The sequence below is a fragment of the Salegentibacter maritimus genome, from assembly GCF_016236975.1.
In the GTDB taxonomy this organism is placed as follows: domain Bacteria; phylum Bacteroidota; class Bacteroidia; order Flavobacteriales; family Flavobacteriaceae; genus Salegentibacter; species Salegentibacter maritimus.
The window spans coordinates 352,506-373,901 of record NZ_JAEHNY010000001.1; the positions used below are offsets into that span (position 1 = coordinate 352,506).

17 protein-coding genes are annotated in these 21,396 nt (G+C 37.3%); 8 read left to right on the plus strand and 9 right to left on the minus strand.

The window, feature by feature from the left end; genetic code table 11:
• Nucleotides 1-12 precede the first annotated feature (12 nt).
• The 5 genes from I6U50_RS01705 to I6U50_RS01725 form a co-directional block, all read right to left on the minus strand.
• Nucleotides 13-702 (minus strand): YjjG family noncanonical pyrimidine nucleotidase, encoded by a 690-nt coding sequence (locus tag I6U50_RS01705; protein WP_193710298.1) that lies wholly within the window; start codon nt 700-702, stop codon nt 13-15.
• On the minus strand, nt 689-1,978 hold the full coding sequence (locus tag I6U50_RS01710; protein ID WP_198637614.1) for a polysaccharide deacetylase family protein: 1,290 nt from the start codon (nt 1,976-1,978) through the stop codon (nt 689-691). The genes I6U50_RS01705 and I6U50_RS01710 overlap by 14 nt, the downstream gene beginning before the upstream one ends.
• A gap of 9 nt (nt 1,979-1,987) precedes the next feature.
• Nucleotides 1,988-2,689 carry a RadC family protein gene (radC, locus tag I6U50_RS01715; protein WP_198637615.1) on the minus strand — a complete coding sequence of 234 codons (702 nt, stop codon included), beginning with the start codon at nt 2,687-2,689 and terminating at the stop codon, nt 1,988-1,990.
• 65 nt (nt 2,690-2,754) lie between these two features.
• Complete coding sequence (locus I6U50_RS01720) at nt 2,755-4,107, minus strand: UDP-N-acetylmuramate--L-alanine ligase (protein ID WP_198637616.1); 1,353 nt, start codon at nt 4,105-4,107, stop codon at nt 2,755-2,757.
• An 89-nt stretch (nt 4,108-4,196) separates the two neighbouring features.
• Nucleotides 4,197-5,075 (minus strand): tetratricopeptide repeat protein, encoded by an 879-nt coding sequence (locus I6U50_RS01725; RefSeq protein WP_193710294.1) that lies wholly within the window; start codon nt 5,073-5,075, stop codon nt 4,197-4,199.
• 204 nt (nt 5,076-5,279) lie between these two features.
• Here I6U50_RS01725 and I6U50_RS01730 point away from each other — a divergent pair, with 204 nt between their 5' ends.
• The 3 genes from I6U50_RS01730 to I6U50_RS01740 are packed head-to-tail and all read left to right on the plus strand — an operon-like array spanning nt 5,280 to nt 12,403.
• The gene (locus tag I6U50_RS01730; protein ID WP_198637617.1) at nt 5,280-9,803 is read left to right on the plus strand and encodes a T9SS type B sorting domain-containing protein; all 4,524 of its coding nucleotides are present in this window, start codon (nt 5,280-5,282) and stop codon (nt 9,801-9,803) included.
• A gap of 26 nt (nt 9,804-9,829) precedes the next feature.
• Nucleotides 9,830-10,771 (plus strand): PorP/SprF family type IX secretion system membrane protein, encoded by a 942-nt coding sequence (locus tag I6U50_RS01735; RefSeq protein WP_193710292.1) that lies wholly within the window; start codon nt 9,830-9,832, stop codon nt 10,769-10,771.
• 12 nt (nt 10,772-10,783) lie between these two features.
• Nucleotides 10,784-12,403 carry an OmpA family protein gene (locus I6U50_RS01740; protein WP_198637618.1) on the plus strand — a complete coding sequence of 540 codons (1,620 nt, stop codon included), beginning with the start codon at nt 10,784-10,786 and terminating at the stop codon, nt 12,401-12,403.
• 145 nt (nt 12,404-12,548) lie between these two features.
• On the opposite strand, the gene I6U50_RS01745 is transcribed toward I6U50_RS01740, so the two are convergent.
• From I6U50_RS01745 to I6U50_RS01755, 3 genes are all read right to left on the minus strand, one after another.
• Entirely contained in the window at nt 12,549-13,070 is a 522-nt protein-coding gene (locus tag I6U50_RS01745) for a DUF4136 domain-containing protein (RefSeq protein ID WP_198637619.1), read from the minus strand.
• Between the two features lie 88 nt (nt 13,071-13,158).
• Complete coding sequence (obgE, locus tag I6U50_RS01750) at nt 13,159-14,166, minus strand: GTPase ObgE (protein WP_198637620.1); 1,008 nt, start codon at nt 14,164-14,166, stop codon at nt 13,159-13,161.
• A 104-nt stretch (nt 14,167-14,270) separates the two neighbouring features.
• Entirely contained in the window at nt 14,271-15,383 is a 1,113-nt protein-coding gene (locus I6U50_RS01755; RefSeq protein WP_193710288.1) for an adenylate kinase, read from the minus strand.
• A 118-nt stretch (nt 15,384-15,501) separates the two neighbouring features.
• On the opposite strand from I6U50_RS01755, the gene I6U50_RS01760 reads away from it, so the two are divergent.
• The 5 genes from I6U50_RS01760 to I6U50_RS01780 all read left to right on the plus strand — a co-directional run bounded on the left by I6U50_RS01760 (nt 15,502) and on the right by I6U50_RS01780 (nt 20,590).
• Entirely contained in the window at nt 15,502-16,662 is a 1,161-nt protein-coding gene (locus I6U50_RS01760; RefSeq protein WP_198637621.1) for a 5-(carboxyamino)imidazole ribonucleotide synthase, read from the plus strand.
• A 52-nt stretch (nt 16,663-16,714) separates the two neighbouring features.
• Entirely contained in the window at nt 16,715-17,200 is a 486-nt protein-coding gene (gene purE / locus I6U50_RS01765; RefSeq protein WP_198627431.1) for a 5-(carboxyamino)imidazole ribonucleotide mutase, read from the plus strand.
• Between the two features lie 270 nt (nt 17,201-17,470).
• The gene (locus tag I6U50_RS01770) at nt 17,471-19,504 is read left to right on the plus strand and encodes a M3 family metallopeptidase (protein WP_198637622.1); all 2,034 of its coding nucleotides are present in this window, start codon (nt 17,471-17,473) and stop codon (nt 19,502-19,504) included.
• 267 nt (nt 19,505-19,771) lie between these two features.
• Entirely contained in the window at nt 19,772-20,323 is a 552-nt protein-coding gene (locus tag I6U50_RS01775; protein WP_193710284.1) for a sigma-70 family RNA polymerase sigma factor, read from the plus strand.
• A 3-nt stretch (nt 20,324-20,326) separates the two neighbouring features.
• On the plus strand, nt 20,327-20,590 hold the full coding sequence (locus I6U50_RS01780; RefSeq protein ID WP_198637623.1) for a hypothetical protein: 264 nt from the start codon (nt 20,327-20,329) through the stop codon (nt 20,588-20,590).
• Here I6U50_RS01780 and I6U50_RS01785 read toward each other — a convergent pair.
• A complete protein-coding gene (locus I6U50_RS01785) occupies nt 20,574-21,392 on the minus strand; it encodes a UbiA prenyltransferase family protein (protein WP_198637624.1) in 819 nt (272 codons plus the stop codon). The genes I6U50_RS01780 and I6U50_RS01785 overlap by 17 nt on opposite strands.
• Nucleotides 21,393-21,396 lie beyond the last annotated feature (4 nt).

Below are 21,396 nucleotides of genomic sequence, written 5' to 3' on the forward strand. Positions count from 1 at the left end.
AAAACTTTATTATTACAAATAAGCCTTTAGTTCATTTAACGTTTTTATATGTATTATATCGATATTTTCTTTATTTCCATAGTAATCAAAGAAGATAGGTTTTATCCCACAGTTTTTAGCACCGGTACAGTCGGCTTCAAAATTATCGCCCACCATAATACTATTTTGGGGAGTTGCTGAAGACTTTTTAAGGGCAAATTCAAATATTTGCTTATTGGGTTTTTTAACCCCGGCTTCTTCAGAAGTAGTAACCGTAGTAAAGTATTCGTGAATTCCGGAATTGATAAGTTTTTTATGCTGCACTTCTTCAAAACCATTAGTGATAATATGCAATTCGTAACTAGCTTGAAGGTAATCCAGCACTTCTTTTCCACCCTCCAAAAGATAATTGTTATCGGGTAGATATTCTATATAATCTATTGCAATACGATCTATCAACTCATTATCGGCCTCAAATTTTAAGCGGTCAAAGCTATCTTTCAACCTTCCGTACCGCAAAGCTTCTTTAGAAACATGATCGTTTCTATAAAGCTCCCAATACTTAAAATTTATAGGCATGTAGACTTCAAGAAAGTTATTAATTTCTAAAGGAATATTCCTGTATTTGAAAACCCGCTCAAAGGCCAGAGCCGAATTTTTATCGAAATCCCATAGCGTATGATCAAGGTCAAAAAAAACGTGCTTAATATTATCTAACTTCATAAATTTGTTTTAATAAGGTGTAACAATCCTTATGATTGGAATATTCTGAAAAGTCCTGATTTTTAAAAATCGCTTTAAAGCTTCCGTCTACCTTCTTAACCGCTGACAGGATTTTTCCAATTTCAGTAGTAAATTTTTCAAAATTGGCATGCTCTACAATATTCGAATTAAAGATATAAGGATGCACTTTAAGCGGAAGCGTAGTTTCGGTATTAATATCATAAAATAAAAAAGGGTTACAGGTCCCGGCCCTAAACCCTAAAGCCTCAGGATAACCCATAGAGTAATCTGCTGGGATTTCCAACTCGGTTAGAAAAGTATAAAATTCAGGAATATTCAAATTATATTTTACATTAATAACCCGCTCCAAAGGAGTATGTAAAGTATTTTCCAAACGAAGCTTTTCTTTCCGAAGAATTTTGAAATTCTCGTAGGCAAAATACCCGGGAATTAAACCAACCTTTGCATAATCTCCTACATATTTTATGATAGAACGATACGGATTTCTATTATAATTAATATTGCGATCGTAAATTGAAAAGTCGCTTAGCTGAAACATAAAGTGTATAGGTACTTTATGCTCTTTTATAAAAGCAATAAGGTCTCCAAAGATATTTAATGGGTCTTTTTTTAGCCTTAATAACACCTGAATCCTATCTATAACTTTTTGAAACTGGAATTTTATAATATCCAGGTGCATTCCTGCCAAACTTCTTAAAAACCCTTTATTCTGAAAGCTAAAAACGTGTTCTACCGCAATAATGGCCCTGGTGTGGAATTTTCTTTTTTCAAAGCTAATTTCAGGAAACCTTTCCTGAAGCACTTCTTTAAATTTATACGCCCATATATCTACCACGGGCGATTGTAAGAATCCTTCCTGGTAGGCTACACTCTCTGACGCAGGAAACCTACCCATATCGTCTTTAACATGTGGCAGGTATTCTTCATATCTACTGAGCAAAAAAAACGAAGCAGCAAAAATATCAAATGGTAAAGCACTATTTTCTGAAACGGGAAAAAAGCAAAAACCTTCTCCCCAGGGCTGTATTTTAATTTCTACCTCACTCAGGCCCTGCTCCATTAAAAGTGCAACTTTTTGCACAAAAAGTTCGTTTCCAAGGGCTTGTTTACCGTAAGAGAGTTTCATCCCCTCATGAGCAATAAACTCTTCTATTTTTACGGTGAATTTTATAGGAATGCCAAGAATATTTGTACAAATATGCTTAAACGTATAAACTATCCTGGGAGTAATTTTCTGGGTATAAATTAATAGCATCTAAACAATTTAAAGTACGCCTTCGTCTGCAAAGCTAAAGTATGATTTTTCGGTTACAATAAGATGATCCAACACTTTAATATCTAAACTTTGCGCAGCAGTTTTAAGCTTTTGGGTAAGTTGTTTATCGGCTTCACTGGGTTTTAAAGTCCCTGAAGGGTGGTTATGCGCCAAAATTATTGAGGTAGCCCCAACCTCAAGTGCCTTTTTTAAAGTAAGGCGCACATCTACCAGTGTACCTGTAATTCCGCCTTTACTAAGTTGTAACTGCTCTATAACTTTATTTGAATTATTAAGATAAATAATCCAAAATTCCTCATGATACAACTCTCCAATAACAGGCTGCATCAATTCAAAAACCGAGGCACTGGAAGTAATTTTTTTCTTTTCAAGGGCTTCTTCTGTTCTTCGGCGTCTACCAAGCTCCATGGCTGCCACAATGCTTACTGCTTTTGCGGGACCAATTCCTTTAAATGCGCAAAGCTTTTTTACCGAAAGTTTACCAAGATCACCCAGTTGATTTCCTGTGGAAGCTAAAATGCGTTTACTTAATTGTACCGCAGATTCACTTTTACTTCCCGAACCGATTAATATAGCGATAAGTTCGGCATCACTGAGGCTCACCTTCCCTTTTTGCAAGAGCTTTTCTCGCGGCCTATCGTCTTCTGCCCAATATTTAATTCCAAAACCGGTTCTATTTTCCTCCCCCATAGTTAGATAAAGATAAAAAATGATTCTTTATCTTCATCAAAACCATTAAAAATGAAGCTCTTATCTTAAAATAACTGCTTTACTTCCTCAAGATCTAAACCTCCAAAAGTACCGCTACTCATAAAAAGCAATACCGTATTTTTAAAGTCTTTTGCTCCCAAAACTTCCTGTAAAACCGATGTTGAAGCGATTACTTCCAAGCCAGGCTCATTAAAAGCATTTTTAATTTCTTTTACAGAAATAGAAGACATCTGTTTTTGTGCCATTGCCTCGGGAGAATAAAATACAATCGTTTCATCGGCCTCTTTAAGTGTATTTTTATACTGCTCAATAAATTCAGCATTGAGACTACTAAACGTATGTAATTCTAAACAAGCAATTATTTTCCTATCGGGGTATTGTTCTTTTACTGCCTTGGTACTCGCTTTCACTTTAGATGGGCTATGTGCAAAATCTTTAAATATAACTGCGCTGTCACTTTCAAAAATCTTTTCCAATCTTCGGCTGGCGCCTTCAAATTCCATTATAGCTTCATAGAAATCGTCTTCATCAATCCCCATATGCTGGGAAATCCATTTTGCTCCAGCCAAATTATTCATATTGTGTTTACCGAAAATTTCAAGCGGCATTTCCCCTTCTGTGGTCTCCAGAATGGCGCTCCCATCTTCTACGTGATATTCGGGGGTATGATAGGGGTGTTTCCGTATTTGATTTTCGGTATTTTCTACCAGGCTTTTTAAGGTTTCATCTTCTTCATTATACACCAGGATTCCACCCTTTACTATTTCACTTATAAATATTTGAAATTGCTCTACATAGTGTTCAAAAGTAGGAAAAACGTTAATATGATCCCATGCAATTCCACTAAGCAAAGCAATGTTTGGTTGATACAAATGAAATTTAGGTCGAAGATCTATGGGGGAAGAAGGATATTCATCACCTTCAATAAGTATAAAATCGGCCTCATTACTTAAGCGAAGCGTTTTATCAATTCCTTTAACCGGTGCGCCAAGCATATAATCAATTTCTCTACCGTGGTAATGCATTACATGAAGAATCATGGCGGTAATAGTAGTCTTACCATGAGAACCACCAATTACTACCCGTGTTTTCTCTTTAGAAAGCTCAAAAAGGAATTCGGGGTATGAATAAATTTTAAGATTTAACTCCCTGGCCTTTTCCAATTCAGGATTGTCTTTTTTGGCATGCATTCCCAAAATAACTGCATCTAATTCTTCGGTTATTTTCTCTGGAAACCAACCATTACGATTGGGCAATAGGCCTTCATTTTCCAAAGCCGATTTGGAAGGCTCGTAAATAGCATCATCGCTTCCGGTAATACTGTGTTGCTTTTCATGAAGTGCCAGAGCCAGACTATGCATAGCGCTACCTCCAATTGCTATAAAGTGAAGTTTCATTAAGATTTAATTTCGAGTGCCAGTAATTAGCAGTTACCAATTTTTAATTGCCTGCAAATATAGGCAAGAGATAGGAAAAGGCCTTGTGCTTACATCTCTAATATTTCCTGTTTCAGCTTTTCTGCCTCAGGAAAATTGAATTTTTCAGCCAGGGCCTTATTTACATGAATTAATGCTTTATCCTGGTTCTTTTGTAACGCTTGTAATTTGGCGATATGATAATGCGCCCAGGCAGGAGATTTTAAATCTTTATAATTATAATTTTCAGCATAATCTTTTAGAAAACCTATAGCAGCTTCCGGCATTATTTTTAAAGTAGCAGCTCGCTCCCCTAACTCGTAATTTAAATAATTTCGCTCTATTAATTTCGGGTTATTTTGAGCAAATTGCAAGGCCTTTTTTACTGCTTCCGTCATTTTTTCCCGATCATTTTCAATTTTATAGATATAGGCTTCACCCAAATAAGCATCTACTTTATTGATCGCTTTCAACTCTCGTACATATTGTTCCGCTACTTGCTTATCGCCTCCTACAATAGCCGGCAACTGCATATATAATTCTACCAGCGCCCGCCTAACTTCGCTATGATTTTTATCAAGCTCGGCAGCTTTATTCAAATAGGTTTTTATATCATTAATCATAAGGGCAGCCTTAAACTTAGAGGCTTCCAGGGCTTGCATACCCAGGGCTCCCCCAAGTTTAAAATTATATACGGCAGAATTAGGGTCTTTTTCAACTAAGTTTTTATAATACCTAATGGCCTCATCCCATTTTTTCTCAAAGCTGGCAATATCCCCAAGATATTCGGTAGCTTTTTCATTACCCGGATACTCCTTAAAAACATTTTTCGCCTTTTTAATTTGATGCTGATTGAGGAAATTTTCCCCAACTTCAAATTTGGTCTGTGCATCGGCCGGAGGTAAAAAACAAAGGACAAAAAGCAGAAAAGTAACGATATATCGGGTCATACTATTAATTTTTTCATAAATTTAAAGTGTTTTAGCGAGTAAAAACAAGCCGAAATTTTATCAATCAAACAAAAAGTTGGCCATGAATGGTTAAAATTGTTAAACTCACTATTAAAATAACTGACAATGTTAAAAATTATTTTAATATTTGTGCTGCTAAATTTTTAAACCTAATACTAATAATTGAATTTTAACACCTAGCCTATGCAAAATTTTACTTTTGGGAGGAAGGGGACAAATTGGTTCCTTTTCGCCTTTGTATTGTTAATTGGAACCTTGCCTTCATTTGGGCAAGATTGTCCTACACTGGATAACCCAAATCCTGGGGTCTTTTGTTATCTACAGGATATTAACGACCTTACAGCAGTAACCAATCCAGACGACACTGTAGAATGGTACCGGGATGCTGCACTTACCCAACCGATTCAGGCAAGCGAACTTTTAGAGAATACAACTTACTATGCTGGTAACCCAGAGGGTGACTGTAACAACCCAATAGCAGTTACAGTAATAGTTGAAATTATTCCAGCTCCTGTATCATCTTATGGAAATGTATATTCTCCACACATTGGGTCAGAAGGAGAGGTTCGTCAAATTAACGACCTTACTACTCCGATTTCTACAACGGCCGGAGCTGATGAAATTGTGGTTTATACAACAGAGTTTGGAACAACAACCTACTCACCTGGAGATGTCTTAGTGGCTGGTCAATCTTATTTTATTGGTCAAACCGATAGTAATTCTCCTTGCTATTCTGAAAGAATTGCTATTCGCTACAGCCCAGATGTGGCGCCTGCCCCAATTGCAGAAAGCACTCAAACTTTCTGTGAAGGAGCAACCGTAGCTGATTTAGAAGCTACAGGAACTAGCGCAGACACTCAAGCATTCAGATGGTATAGTACTGCTACTAGCAACCCGGCTCTATTAGAAACAGATGAATTACAGCCAGGAACTTACTACGTAAGTCAAATTGTTAATGACGAAGGGGATCCATTTCCTCCTGCAGAGAGTGAAGATAGAACTGAAGTTACTGTAGAAATTATAGAATTCGATGCTGGAGCAGACGTTTCAGAGATATTTTGTTTATCTGAGGTAGAACAAAGGTTAGCCGATGGTGAATCTCCAACCAATCTTTTTCTTAGTTTAGTTGAAGATCGCAACCTTCCTACTCAAGTTTCATTTAGCCCTTCAATTGGAAGTATTGCAAGTGATTTCAATAATAATCCTATTCAAACTTTTACCACTGATGCTACATTTACTACAGAAGAAGGATGTGAAGACACTGTAGAACTTAAAATCACGGTAGAAGAAAGTTTTGAAGCCGGTGATGATAATATTGACAACACCGTATGTAGAGCAGATATTGGAAGTACTGCAACTGCAGCTCTAGTTGAAGACTATTTAAAAAGTCTTCTTAGTAGTGATGCCGACCAAAATGGGCAATTCTACCCTACTCCTTCAGATATTGCCAACGATTTAAATAACACCACTGATGAAATAAATTTTGGAATTTTCTATGTAGTGGGAGAAGAAACTTTCTGTGAAGATTCTGCCTTATTAGAAGTAACTGTTTTAGAAGGAGCAGACTTCCAATTAGTTCCAACCCCAGCATTATGTAATGATGATATCCCTGCACTAGTAAACCAAATTCCAGAAGATGTTGAAGCTTTATTCCTTGAGAACTTCGGCAACAATATTCCTAACGGTACATTTCAAAGTGGAGATATTCAGGCAGTAATCAACCAATATAATCAAAACAATATTGGAACTTTTACAGCCACTTATATTGCAGAAAACGGCAATGGCTGCTCTGAACCAATAGAGCTTGAGAGAACAGTTATTGATGGGCAAGTTGCCAACGCAGGAGGATTTGACAATATTCCAGCAGTTTGCTCTAACGCTGAATTGATTGATCTTACTTCACTAACTAATAACGACCCACAAGCTACATTAGGAGGAACCTTTTCAGGAGAAGGGGTAACCAACAATACCTTTGATCCTTCTGCCGTAACACCAGGTATTATCGACATAACATATACGGTAGATGAATCTATAAATTGTGTTGAGGGTAACGATGAAACTACTTTTACAATTGAAGTAACCCAGGGACCAAATGCTGGAAATGACGTTATAGACTCAATTTGTATCTCTGAACTTGAGGAAATTGTTGCTGGCTACGATCCACAAAATCCAAATGCAACCTTAATACAACTTTTTGAGCGTTTTGATTGGAATGGTGATACTGACGGTGAGTTCACACCTAATATAAATATCTTAGGAGCCCAGTTACTGAATTACTACACAGATGAAAACAGAGGTCCTAAATTAACTCTCAGCGGAACTTATACCGTTGGCAATAGCCAAGACAATTGCGGCACCGACGAAGCTGCTTTTGCAATCACTATTGTAGATGGAACCCTGGTAGATGCAGGTGCAGACAATCTTGATAATGAATTATGTAATTCTCAAATTCCTGGTTTAGTAAATAGCACTCCAGGTGATGTAGAGGCATTGTATTTTGACCTATTGGAAGAAGGAGTTCCACAAAATGGAACATTTAATCCAACAATCCCTGAAATTATAGCTAGTTACAACTCAAATAACTTCCAAACATTTAGTACTACTTATACTGTAGGAACCGGTGCTTGTAGTGATTCAGTAGATCTTGCTATTACCGTTATTCCTGTTACTAATGCAAATGCAGGTAATATTGATGACCAGGTAGTTTGTTCTACCGATTCAATGGTTGATTTAATGGATTATCTAGAGTCAGGAGCTCAAACAACTGGAACTTTTAGTGGAAACGGAGTTCAGGGCAACATGTTCGACCCTTCTTCCGGAACTAGTGAGATTACTTATACCGTAAATGGTGATGATGAATGTGTTACTGAAGGAACAGAAGATTCAACTTCATTTACAATTTCTGTTGTTGAACCTGGTGAAGCTATTGCAGAAGCAATAGACGACACTGTTAGTGTTTGTACCAGCGATACATCTTATGATCTATTCACAGCTTTATCAGACGATACTACACCAGGGGGTAGCTTTACGCTAAATGGAGCTGCTTTTGCAGGAAGCACTTTTGACGTAACAGCTGTTGACGCAGGAGAGTATTCTTTCAACTATACTGTTGGATCTGATGATGTTGATTGTATTGAAGGACAAGCTAGCGCTTCTTTTACAATAAACGTAACTCCTAACGCAGTGGATGCCGGGGCAGACCAGACAGCATCTATCTGTAACGAAAATATTACAAATGGAATGTTCCCTAACTCTACTAGTGTTAGAGACTATTATTTAAACTTGCTTGATGAAGGAGTTTCCAGAGATGGTACTTTTAGTCCAAGCATTCAGGAATTAGTTAATTGGTACAACAACGAAAGTGAGATAGGCGATTTCACTACAACTTATACAGTTAACCAGGGCGAATGTTCTGATTCAGCTGTTTTAACAGTGACAGTATTTGACGCCATTGATGCCGAAGTTGGTGAAATAGTAGACCAAACTCTTTGTTCAAGCGACGACGATTTAAACCTTTATAGCCTAATTACCTCTGGAAACGAAGATGGTACTTTCGAAGGCTACGAAGACGGAGTATTTAGTCCTTCAATGATGGGAGCCGGAACTTACGAAATAACCTATACCGTAGGAGAAGATATTCCTTGTGTTGAAGGTGAAGCCAGCACTACTTTTAGCGTTGAAGTACTTCAAGGCGCAGACGCTGGTGAAAACCTGGCAGTTAACCTTTGTACTAACGATGAGACACAAGACCTTTATTCTCTACTTTCAGCTGGAGCAGATATGGATGGTGAGTTCACTTTAAATGGTGAAGTTATTACAAACGGAACTATGGATCCTTCAGCTTTTGATGCTGGAGTTTACGAAGTAATATATACTGTTGAGGCTCAGGGAGACGATTGTGGTGGAGACGATGTATCTACAATTACTATCACACTTGGCGATGCCCCAGAAGCACCAACTACTGGAGAAACACTGGCCTTCTGTGCAATTGATGCTCCAACTGCCGATTTATTAATTGCAGATGGAACCAACTTAACTTGGTATTCTGACGCTGACCTAAGCATGATGGTAAGCGATGACGACTTATTGGTAAACGGAGATTATTACGTAACACAAACTGCCGATAATGGATGTGAATCTGAAGCTGCAGTACTTACTGTAAATATTGTAGACTCTCCAGCACCAACTATTAATTCAGATTACGAGTTATGTACATTTGATGATCCTACACTTTCAGACCTTTCTGACGAGATCAATGAAGCTGGTACGATAACCTGGTACGATTCGGCTGATAGCATGACTGCATTAAGCAATAATGCCATGTTAACCGATGGTACTACTTATTATGCCACCTTAATATCAGACAACGGTTGCGAAAGTTCAGAAAGATTAGCTGTTACAGTTACTTTAGAAGACTGCGCATTACTATTCCCAGAAGCAATTACGCCAAATGGAGATGGTAAAAACGACAATCTGGTAATTGAAAATATTGCAAAAGAATATCCAAACTACAACATTACAATCTTTAACAGATGGGGTAATGCGGTGTACAAAGGCAACGCCTCTACTCCTGCCTGGGATGGAACTTCCAACCAATCGGGTAACCTGGGTGACGATGTACTACCTGTAGGTGTATATTTCTATGTGGTAGACTTTAACGACGGTAGCACAGAGCCACGTCAGGGTAAAGTATACTTAAACAGATAATATAAAAGGATAAACATTAGAAAGAAATGAAAAAAACAATCACAAAATATTTAATATTCGCTGGCATTATCCTTTTCTCGATTAAAGGTATGGCTCAGCAAGACCCACTATTCACTCAGTATATGTATAACATGAGTGTAATAAACCCGGCCTACGCTACCGATGATCCCGGTATGCTTAACCTGGGGGGGATATACAGATCTCAATGGCAAAATGTTGACGGTGCTCCAAGCACCGCCAACTTCTTTGCCCACACCCCAATTAGTGAAAGGGTAGAACTCGGCTTAACCGTTGTTCATGACGAAATAGGCGATATTGTAAAAGAGAACAATATTACTGCAGACTTCGCTTATGTAATTCCAACAAGCGGAGATAGTAAGATCTCTTTCGGTATAAAGGGTGGTCTTACCACTTTTGATGCAAACCTTGCCGGTTTACAGGTAAACGATCCTACAGATCCAGCTTTGGAAAATGTAAACGAAGTTTTCCCGGTATTTGGAGTAGGTGCTTTTTGGTTTGGAGACAATTACTATTTAGGTGCTTCTGCCCCTAACTTGTTTACTTCAAAATATATTGAGAACGAACAAGGTCTTGAAGCTTTAGGTGAAGAAGCCATCCACTACTATTTAACCGGTGGATATGTTTTTCAACTTAACCCAGATCTTAAATTGAAGCCTGCCTTTATGGCTAGAGGTGTTCAAGGTGCTCCATTAGCTGTTGATGTTACTGCTAATGTTTTGTTATATGATAGATTAGAAGCCGGTATTGGTTACAGGTTTAATGAAACCATTACAGGACTTGTAAACTTTAAAATTACCCCATCACTTCGTGTAGGGTATGCTTACGATCACTTTACTTCAGATTTCGCTACTTACGATTTAGGTGGAACTCACGAAGTAATGCTATTATTTGATCTTGATCTATTTGGCCTTACTAAAGGATATGACAAATCACCTCGATTCTTCTAAAACCTGAATAATATGAAAAATTTATATAGTACATTTTTTATTCTTTTTATAGGCGTAGCTGCTTTTGCACAAAATGCCGAAATAAAGAAAGCAGATAAAATGTTTGCTCAAAGAGCTTATATTGATGCTGCAGAAGCTTATGAACAAGTTGTAGATAAAAATCAGCAGGTTTTACAAAACCTTGGAGATTCTTATTTCTACACTAACCAAATGGAAAATGCTGCAGAATCTTACCGTACCCTTTTCCTAAGACACGAAGAGAATACTGCTCCCGAATATCAATTTCGCTTTGCACATTCTTTACGCGCTATAGGAAACCATGACGAGGCTAACGAGTATATGAGTGCCTATAAAGGTGAAGATGTAGACTTCGAGGAATTTGCACGTAATTTAGACACTGTTGCACCTCACGTTTATACTACTGAGCAAATTATGAATAACAGTGCTTCAGCCGATTTTGGTATTGCTTTTTATGGAGACCGAATTGCTTTTGCTTCTACCAGAAACCAGGCTCGCCCGGTTTACCCATGGAACAAAAAGCCAACCCTAGACCTTTACACTGCTGAAATGTCTGAAGACGGTGAACTAAGCGATATCGTATTATTTTCAGATAAAATTAATACCGATGAGCACGAAAGTTCTGCTACTTTTAGCCAGGATGGCCAGGTAATGTATTTTGATCGTAATAGCGAAAAAAGAGTAAAGAACGAAGAAGGAGTTAGAGTTGCCCATATTAAAATTTTCCGTGCAGAAATGGTAGATGGCGAGTGGAGCAATATCGAAGCACTTCCTTTTACCAGCGACGAGTATTCTACCGAGCACCCAAGTTTAAGTGCAGATGGAACTAAACTTTATTTTGCCAGCGATATGCCAGGCTCTGAAGGTTCTTTCGATATTTATGTGGTAGATGTAAATGAAGACGGAACTTATGGGGAACCAAAAAATCTAGGTACGGGAATTAACACCCCACATCGCGAGCAATTCCCTTACATTAGTGAAGAAGGCGTACTTTACTTTGCTTCCGATGGTCACCCTGGGTTTGGTAACTTAGATGTTTTTAGAGCTGAAGGAGACTTCTCTGAAGCACAAAACCTTGGTAGCACAGTAAACAGTGGTCACGACGACTTTGCCTTTGTTATAGATGAAGAAAACGAAAAGGGATATCTTGCTTCTAACCGAAGAGGTTCAGATAACCTTTATGTATTTACCAGAGAAGATTATGTTCCTCCGGTTGTTGATTTCGACGACAGAGAAACCAATCTTGAAACCGGTAGACAACAATTAAGAGACGTTGGAAACATTTACTTTGCCTTCGATAAAGCAATTATCAAAGAAGAGTCTAAACCAACACTTGATAAAGTTGTAAGCATTATGAACAAATACCCTGAACTTAAAATAGAAATTGGCTCTCACGCCGATGCTAGAGGTTCAGACAAATACAATATGGCTCTTTCTGAAAGACGTGCAGCTTCTACTCTAGAATATCTTGTTGAAAATGGTATAGACCGAGACAGGCTAACTTCTAAAGGTTACGGAGAAAGCATGCCTCTTAACGATTGTACTCAACCTACCGGTTGTACTTCAGAGCAATATGCAAAGAACAGACGTAGCGAATTCACTATTATGAATTAATGCTAAAAAAAATGAGAGGTATCTTTTTATCTTTCATAAGGTTAGCTACTAACTAACCAACCAAAATGAAAAAAGCCCCGGAAATTTCCGGGGCTTTTTTATTGAATACTTTAAAAACCTAAACCCGGCTGTACTGAATATTCCTTTATTTCTTTGGTGGATAGGCTTCAAGAGCCTTTTTAGCCATCTTATTGAATACTGCCCTACGTTCTTCCGGACTAGCATTAGAATTAAATTTAGTCTCTACTATAGCCTGCCATATTAAAGAATCTTTATTTACATCTATAAAGTCAACAGTAAGCTCTAATATAACCGAATTATTCTCTAATGGAATTCCTCCCGAAACTCCTACTCCCAGGTTACCACCACCGCCACCAATACCTATACCAAGACTACTACGATTTTGATCTATATATTCCCTGGAATAAACATTAACATAAATATCGGGGCTTTCAGATTTAGAAAAACCCTGTACCTTCATCTCGGCTTCCAAACTTGTAATAAGCCGGGTTTCGTCTAATTGCGATAAACCAGATTGAAAATCAGGAAAAAATTGATAGGTTTTAAATTGATTAAAATTAACGCTATCATCGTAATCGTAAATAGCCCTGGTAGAATTACAGGAACTAAATATAGCACAAACAAAAAGTAAATTTATTAGTTTCATGAGTTCTTGTTTTTAATTATCATAAAAAAAGCAGCGAAGAAAAGATCTACGCTGCTTAAATTTAAACAAAAACTGTACAGAAAACGATTTAAGAAGTTTCCTTATTTAACATTTCCCATAACCTGTCTTTAAGCTCTGTTAAGCCTTGCTGTGTCACCGATGAAATAAATAAATAAGGTGCTCCTAGATTTTTATCCAACTCATGCTTCATTTCTAATTTTAATTCGGCATCTAACATATCACTTTTAGAAATAGCAACAAGCCTATCTTTATCCAACATTTCAGGATTATAACGTCTTAATTCATCCAGGAGAATTTCATATTGTTCAGAAATATTTGGCGCATCTGCCGGAATTAAAAATAAGAGCGTAGAGTTTCTTTCAATATGCCTAAGAAACCTATGGCCAATACCTCTTCCTTCTGCAGCACCCTCAATAATCCCGGGAATATCTGCAACCACAAAAGTTTTAAAATCACGATATTCTACAATTCCCAAATTAGGCTTAAGCGTAGTAAATTCATAGTCGGCAATTTTAGGTTTCGCGGCAGTAATTACCGACAGCAAAGTAGACTTTCCCGCATTAGGAAAACCAACAAGTCCTACATCTGCCAAAACTTTTAGCTCTAATGTAATGTCTACCTGCTTCCCTTCAATTCCGGGTTGTGAATAGCGTGGGGTTTGATTGGTGGCGCTTTTAAAATGCCAGTTTCCACGGCCACCCATTCCTCCTTCGGCAACAAGATATTCTTTGCCATCCTCGGTGATTTCGTGAATAATTTTTTGGGTTTCGGTATCTCTAATAACCGTTCCAAGAGGCACCTCAATATACTCATCGGAGCCATCTGCGCCGCTACTTCGTTGTTTACTCCCGTTGCCCCCATGTTCAGCACGAATATGTCTTTTAAATTTTAGGTGAAAAAGTGTCCAAAGGTTTTTGTTTCCCTTCACAATAACATGACCACCACGGCCACCATCCCCTCCATCGGGACCACCTTTCGCTATGTATTTTTCGCGGTGCAGGTGTGAAGAACCACTTCCTCCCTTCCCGGAGGCTACGTGTATCTTTACATAATCAACAAAATTCCCTTCAGTCATATTTTAAAAATTTAATAGAACTTATCGATAAACCTGAGCCGTTTAACCCTATGCTTTCCAATAATTCTGTAACAGGTCTTTTTGGTGTTCCCACCAATTAGTGTTTAGTCCTGTAGTTTATTAATTACGTCACTAAGCCTTTGGTTAATTTCTTCTATAGAACCTACGCCATTTACTCCGTAATATTTGTCTTGTTTTTTGTAATATTCTTTAAGAACTGCGGTTTCATCATAATACACCTTAATTCTATTTCTTATTACATTTTCATCGGCATCATCTTTTCTACCGGAAGTTTTTCCTCTTTCTAAAAGACGTTTTACCAAAACCTCATCTTCAACTTCTAAAGCAATCATTCCTGTAACTTCGGTATTCTTAGACTCCAGCAATTCAGCTAATGCGTCTGCCTGTGCCTTGGTACGCGGAAATCCATCAAAAATAAATCCGTTAGCTCCTTCGTTTTTATCAACTTCGGCATTCAACATTTTTATGGTTACCTCATCGGGAACCAACTGGCCTTTATCCATATAAGACTTGGCGCTTAAGCCTAATTCAGTTTCATTTTTAATATTATACCTAAACACATCTCCTGTAGAGATATGAACAAGTTTATATTTTTCCTTTAAGATGTCTGCCTGAGTTCCTTTGCCGGCACCGGGAGGGCCAAACAAAACCAAATTTGTCATGATTTTTTCTTTACGTTTATAGATTTGTGTTAGGTTACGTCCCAGACCATCGTAGTCTAGACCATAACCTACAATAAATTTATTGGGTATCTCAAACCCTTTATATTTAATCTCAAAATTCTTTTTATAAGCTTCAGGCTTGTAAAAAAGGCTCGCCACCTCATAATTACGCACCTCCTCTTTTTCTAAAATTTCATTGATTTCTTCCAGGGTATTGCCGGTATCTACAATATCTTCAAGTAAAATTACCTCCTTACCTTTTAAAGACTGATTTAAACCAAGAAGCGTCTTTACATTACCGGTTGTTTGCGTTCCCTGGTAAGACCCAAGTTTTACAAAACTCACTTCACAATCTCCAGAAAATCTTTTTATCACCTCGCTGGCAAACATAAAAGAACCATTTAGCACTCCTAGAAAAACAGGGGTAACATCCCGATAATCCTTATTAAGTTCTTGTGCTAGTTTATCTATGGCCGCGTTGATTTCTTCCTCTGAAATGTATGGCTCAAATTCTAAATCATGTAGTTTAATCAAATCTGAAAAATTTTAAAAGGCAAAGATAAGGATTCTTAACAACCCAAACTGCCAGATTTCCATAAGAATAATAGCACAACTTAAGCTAAAAAATTATTTTTGCTGAAACTTATACGCTATGATCAACTATTTTTCTTCAAACTTTAAACTAGGAATACTTGGCGGCGGTCAGTTGGGTAAAATGATACTCTACGAAACCCGCAAATACGACATTCAAACCTGTGTTTTGGAGCCAAACCCAGATGCACCCTGTAAAATTGCCTGCGATTATTTTGAAACCGGCGATCTTATGGATTTCGATACTGTAGTTAACTTTGGAAGAAAAGTAGACGTGCTCACCTTTGAAATTGAAAGTGTAAATATTAAAGCACTAAAACAATTAGCCAGCGAAGGGATTAAAACATACCCTTCGGCTGAAACTTTAGAGAAAATACAGAATAAAGGAGTTCAAAAAAACTTCTATAAAAAACATCAAATTCCAACGGCTGATTTTGAAATTTTCCCAACAAAGAAAGCATTACAAAGTGCCCTGGAAAGCAATAAAATTAGTTTCCCATTTGTTTGGAAAAGTACCACCGGCGGTTATGATGGTAAAGGAGTTTCAGTTATAAAAAACAGAGAGTCCCTAAACGAGCTCCCCGATGCCGAATGTATTGCTGAATCGCTTGTACCTTTTAAAAATGAATTAGCAGTAATTGTTGCAAGATCGGCTTCGGGAGAGGTCAAAACCTACCCTGTTGTAGAAATGGAGTTTCACCCTACAGCCAACCAGGTAGAATATGTAATTTGCCCGGCTAGAATTGAAGATACTGTAGCCACTAAGGCCAGGGAACTTGCAGTTAAAGTATCTGAAGCATTTGAACATGTTGGCCTACTGGCCGTAGAGATGTTTCAGACAGAAAATGATGAAATTCTCATAAACGAAGTTGCGCCAAGACCTCATAACAGTGGCCACTATAGTATTGAAGCCAGCTATACAAATCAATTTGAGCAACATATTCGTGCTATTTTAGACCTTCCCCTGGGAATAACCGACAGCAAAGTAGGCGGCATAATGGTAAATCTTGTGGGAGGTGCAAATTATGAAGGAGAGGTAATTTACGAGAATATTGAAAAAATTATGAAAATGCCAGGAGTTACGCCACATATCTATGGCAAAAAAATAACCCGGCCTTTTAGAAAAATGGGCCATGTAAGCATTGTTAACAAAGACCTTACTGAAGCAAGAAAAATAGCCGAACAAGTTAAAAATTCAATTAAAGTTATTTCTAAAAAATAAATATACCCCACAGGTTTCGAAAATCTCTGAGGTATTCATAAGCATAAAAATTATGAGTAAAGTAGCAGTAATTATGGGAAGCACCAGCGACCTACCGGTAATGCAGGATGCAGTAGACATCCTGGAAGGTTTTGACCTGGAGGTAGAAGTAGACATCGTTTCTGCCCATCGCACCCCCGAAAAATTATTTGAATATGGCAAAACCGCCCATGAACGCGGAATTAAAGTAATTATTGCCGGTGCCGGTGGCGCAGCTCACCTACCGGGAATGATAGCTTCACTCTCTCCACTGCCGGTAATTGGGGTTCCGGTAAAATCCAGCAACTCCATAGATGGCTGGGATTCGGTTTTATCTATTTTACAAATGCCAGGTGGAGTTCCAGTTGCTACCGTAGCCCTGGATGGTGCAAAAAACGCAGGAATTCTTGCAGCTCAAATTATTGGCGCATCAGATAAATGTACTTTAGACAAAATTTTAGTCTATAAAGAAGGACTTAAAGAAAAAGTAATAGAAGGCGCAAAAACGGTAAAAAAATAACAAAAGCCACGTCTTACGACGTGGCTTTCTATGTAGTAGACTTACCTATATCTGTAAAAAATTATTTATTAACCATTCTAAATATTTAAACCAGAAAACTTAAAAACTACTACAATATTTTAAAGCCTGAATATACAGTTTTTCATAGAAAAACATCGTTTTGTGTTAAAAAAAATAATGAAAAACGTCAAATTTAGGTTAAGTGCACCTTTCTACGCGCTTAGACCACTATTAATAAATAAATTAGCCCATTAAAATAAAGAAGATATAATGACTACTCATAATAATCCGCTTTTAGAGAAATTTGATCATGCTCCTTTTTCAAAAATATCGAACCAGCATTTTAAACCTGCCATCTTAAAAGGTATAGAAATAGCACGGGAAGAAATTAATGCCATTAGCACAAATAATACCGAAGCTACTTTTGCCAATACCATTGAAGCTTTAGAATATTCAGGAGAAAAATTAGATAGGGTAACCAGTATATTTTTCAATCTTAATTCTGCCGAAACCAACGAAGAAATTCAACAAATTGCACAGGAGGTATCCCCTCTTTTGTCTGAATTTAGAAATGATATCATACTAAATAAAGCTCTTTTTGAGAGAGTAAAAGCTGTTTACAACAAAAAAGATCTACTTAAGCTAAATACCGAGCAAAAAACACTATTAGAAAGAAAATACAAAGCTTTTGCCAGAAACGGCGCCAACCTGCCTATTGAAAAGCAAAATAAACTTAGAGATATAGATAAAAAACTTTCAAAATTAAGCCTGGATTTTGGACAAAATGTCCTTGCCGAGACCAATAAATTTGAATTACATATTACTAATGAAAACGAGCTAAAAGGCCTACCGGAAAGTTTTAAAGAAGAAGCTGCACAAGTAGCGGCCTCCAAAGAAAAAGAAGGTTGGATATTTACTTTAGAATACCCAAGCTACCTTCCTTTTATGAAGTATGCTGAAAACAGGGGACTGCGTAAACAAATGGCCCTTGCCTTTGGTGCTAAAGGCTTTCATGGAGATGAGTTAGACAACCAGGAAAATGTATTACAAATTGCTAAATTAAGATTTGAAAGGGCCCAACTTCTAGGCTATAAAACACATGCACATTTTGTCCTGGAGGAGCGTATGGCCGAGACTCCTGAAAAAGTAAATAGCTTTTTAGAAGAGATTCTTGAAAAGGCAAAACCTGCCGCTAAACGTGAGTTTACCGAACTAGAAAATTTTGCAAAAGATCTTGACGGAATTGATCAATTACAAAAATGGGATGCCGCCTTTTACAGCGAGAAATTAAAGCAAAAACTGTTTAACCTGGACGATGAGAAACTAAAGCCTTACTTTAAACTTGAAAATGTAATTGATGGTGTTTTTACAGTAGCTCATAAACTTTATGGCTTAAGCTTTCAGGAGGTTTTTGACGTAGACAAATATCATGAAGATGTAAAAATTTACCGGGTATTGGATGAAAACAATAAAGAAATGGCTTTATTTTATGCCGATTTCCACCCCCGCCCGGGAAAAAGAGATGGCGCCTGGATGACCGGTTACAAACCTCAATACAAAAAAGAAGGCAAAGAAGAACGGCCACATATTTCTATTGTATGCAACTTCACCAAACCTTCTAAAAAGCAGCCTTCTTTATTAACTTTTAATGAAGTTACCACACTTTTCCACGAATTTGGCCACGCGCTGCACGGTATTTTGGGAGACACCCAATATCCAAGCTTATCGGGTGCAAATGTTTATTGGGATTTTGTTGAACTTCCAAGTCAACTATTAGAAAATTGGTGTTATGAAAAAGAAGCGCTTCAGTTGTTCGCCAAACATTATGAAACCGGCGAGGTAATCCCTATGGAGTTAATTCAGAAGATAAAAGAATCTGCTAATTTCCAGGAGGGAATGGCTACCTTAAGACAATTAAGCTTCGGCATGTTAGATTTAAGCTGGCATGGAATAGACCCTTCAGCTATTGAAGATGTAAAAATACATGAAGACAGTGCTTTTGAACGCACAAAATTATTCCCAAATGTTGCCGAAAACTGCATGAGCACTGCTTTCTCGCATATCTTTCAGGGTGGTTATTCTGCAGGATATTATTCCTATAAATGGGCCGAAGTATTAGATGCCGACACCTTTGAGTATTTTCAGCAAAATGGAATTTTCAGCAGGGAGATTGCCAATAAGTTTAAGACAAATATTCTTTCACAAGGAGGAACGGATCATCCTATGACGCTTTATAAAAAATTTAGGGGAAAAGAACCTAAACCCGACGCTTTGCTAAAACGCGCTGGATTAATTGAGAAATAATTAAATTAAAGAGGCTGTTTGAAGAGTTTTTAAAATCGTCATTCTAAATTTATTTCAGAATCTAAGACTTTAGATAAGTAAAAGGTGATAGAAGTTAAAACAAGTACGCCTTAACGGACGGGCAGGTTCAGCTTGACGAAATTAGACTTTTTTCCAACAACCTCTTTTCTTTATTGATCCAATTTCAACATTAAAGAACCTTATAGAATCTATAACTGATAAAATCAAATACTTTTGTTAATTTTAATTTGTTTTTGATATAAGCCTATGCCAACTCATAAACTAGATCCCACAAAATGGGTGGACAAGTATTCAGATTACCTGTTCAATTACGCTATTGTTAGAGTTAACGATCGCGAGGTGGCAAACGATTTAATTTCTGAAACATTTTTAGCCGGCCTTAATTCTAAAGAAAATTTTGAAGGAAGGGCCACAGAGCGAACCTGGCTTATATCTATACTAAAACGAAAAATAATAGATTATTATCGAAAAACGAATTCTATAAAAGGCCAGGCCGAAGTTCGTATAAATTATTCAGATTCTGAAAATGATGGAGATTGGTTAGAGGAACAGGTAGCCGATGCTTTTGATCGTACTGCCGAGGATGAGATGGAAAATACCGAATTAGGAATGGCTATCTTAGAATGTTTAGATCAAATAAACGAAAAGCACGCCGCCATCTTTAAAATGAAAACCATTGATGAGGCTGATACTGAAGCGGTCTGTAAAGAATTTAATATCAGTCCGTCTAACCTTTGGGTAATTATTCATAGGGCACGTACCGCATTGGCCGCTTGTCTTGAAAAAAACTGGTTCTAAAATATGCCAAAAACAAAATTTTTTATTTTCGATTGTTCGAAAGCAGAAAACTGCTGTGACAAAAGTCAATATAACGAGTCGAGTATTCGCGAAAAAATGTGTATGCTCATGCATCTAATTTTTTGTAAACCCTGTCGCAACTACACTTCTAAAAATTCTAAACTTACTCGTTTAATTAAAAAATCTAATCTTAGAACCTGTTCTGAGGAAGAAAAAAAAGCCTGGCAAAATAAGATTGAAAAAGAAATGGCTAAGAAAGAATCTTAGCTATCAACAACAGCAGAAACCATAATACCGGAATTCCCTCTACCCAAAAAGACGAAAAATATACCCCCTGATTAACCTGGGCAGTTTTAATAAAATATACCGATGTTAGTAGCGTAAGACTTAGCGCGATTACATTTATTACTGAAAAATGGAACTTAAAAAACTCCAAAAAAAACACAATTACTACAAGAACATACCCCAATTTTTTGGTATTTTCTATCCCTATCTGCTGAGGAATGGTATGTAAGCTTCCAGAATCAAACTTTAAATCCCTTATCTCAAAAGGTAAAGTTATTGCTATCACAAAGAAAAATCGCTGAAAAAAAGTAATTCCCAATTCGCCGGGAGAAATTCGATTCATCAATGGTAAAATTGCAGTCACTCCAGCCCAAACTAAAGCGATTATAAAAATTTTCACCCCACCAATGTTTCTAAGATTTTGCTTGTTTTTCCACAGGGGAATGGCATACAATAGCGTAAAAACACCAAAAATAGCCGCTGCTATAAGTATTTCTATATTCTGCCTGAATGCAAAATATAGCAAGGCAAGAAAGCAAAAAAAGGAGAAAACCTGTATCAGTTTTAGGTTTTGGGCAAGACTGGCGTGATGTAGTTTTGCAATACCGGCATACTTCACAAAATTATAGCCGGTAATGCTTCCGAAGAAAACAAAAAAAAGCAGGTTTAAATCAATACCAAGATTGAACTCAAGAAGACCTACCAAACTTAGGGAAACTACCGCCAGAGCCACATGCAGACTACTGTTTATATAGAAATTCAATATGTTTTTAAAACGCTGCATGTTG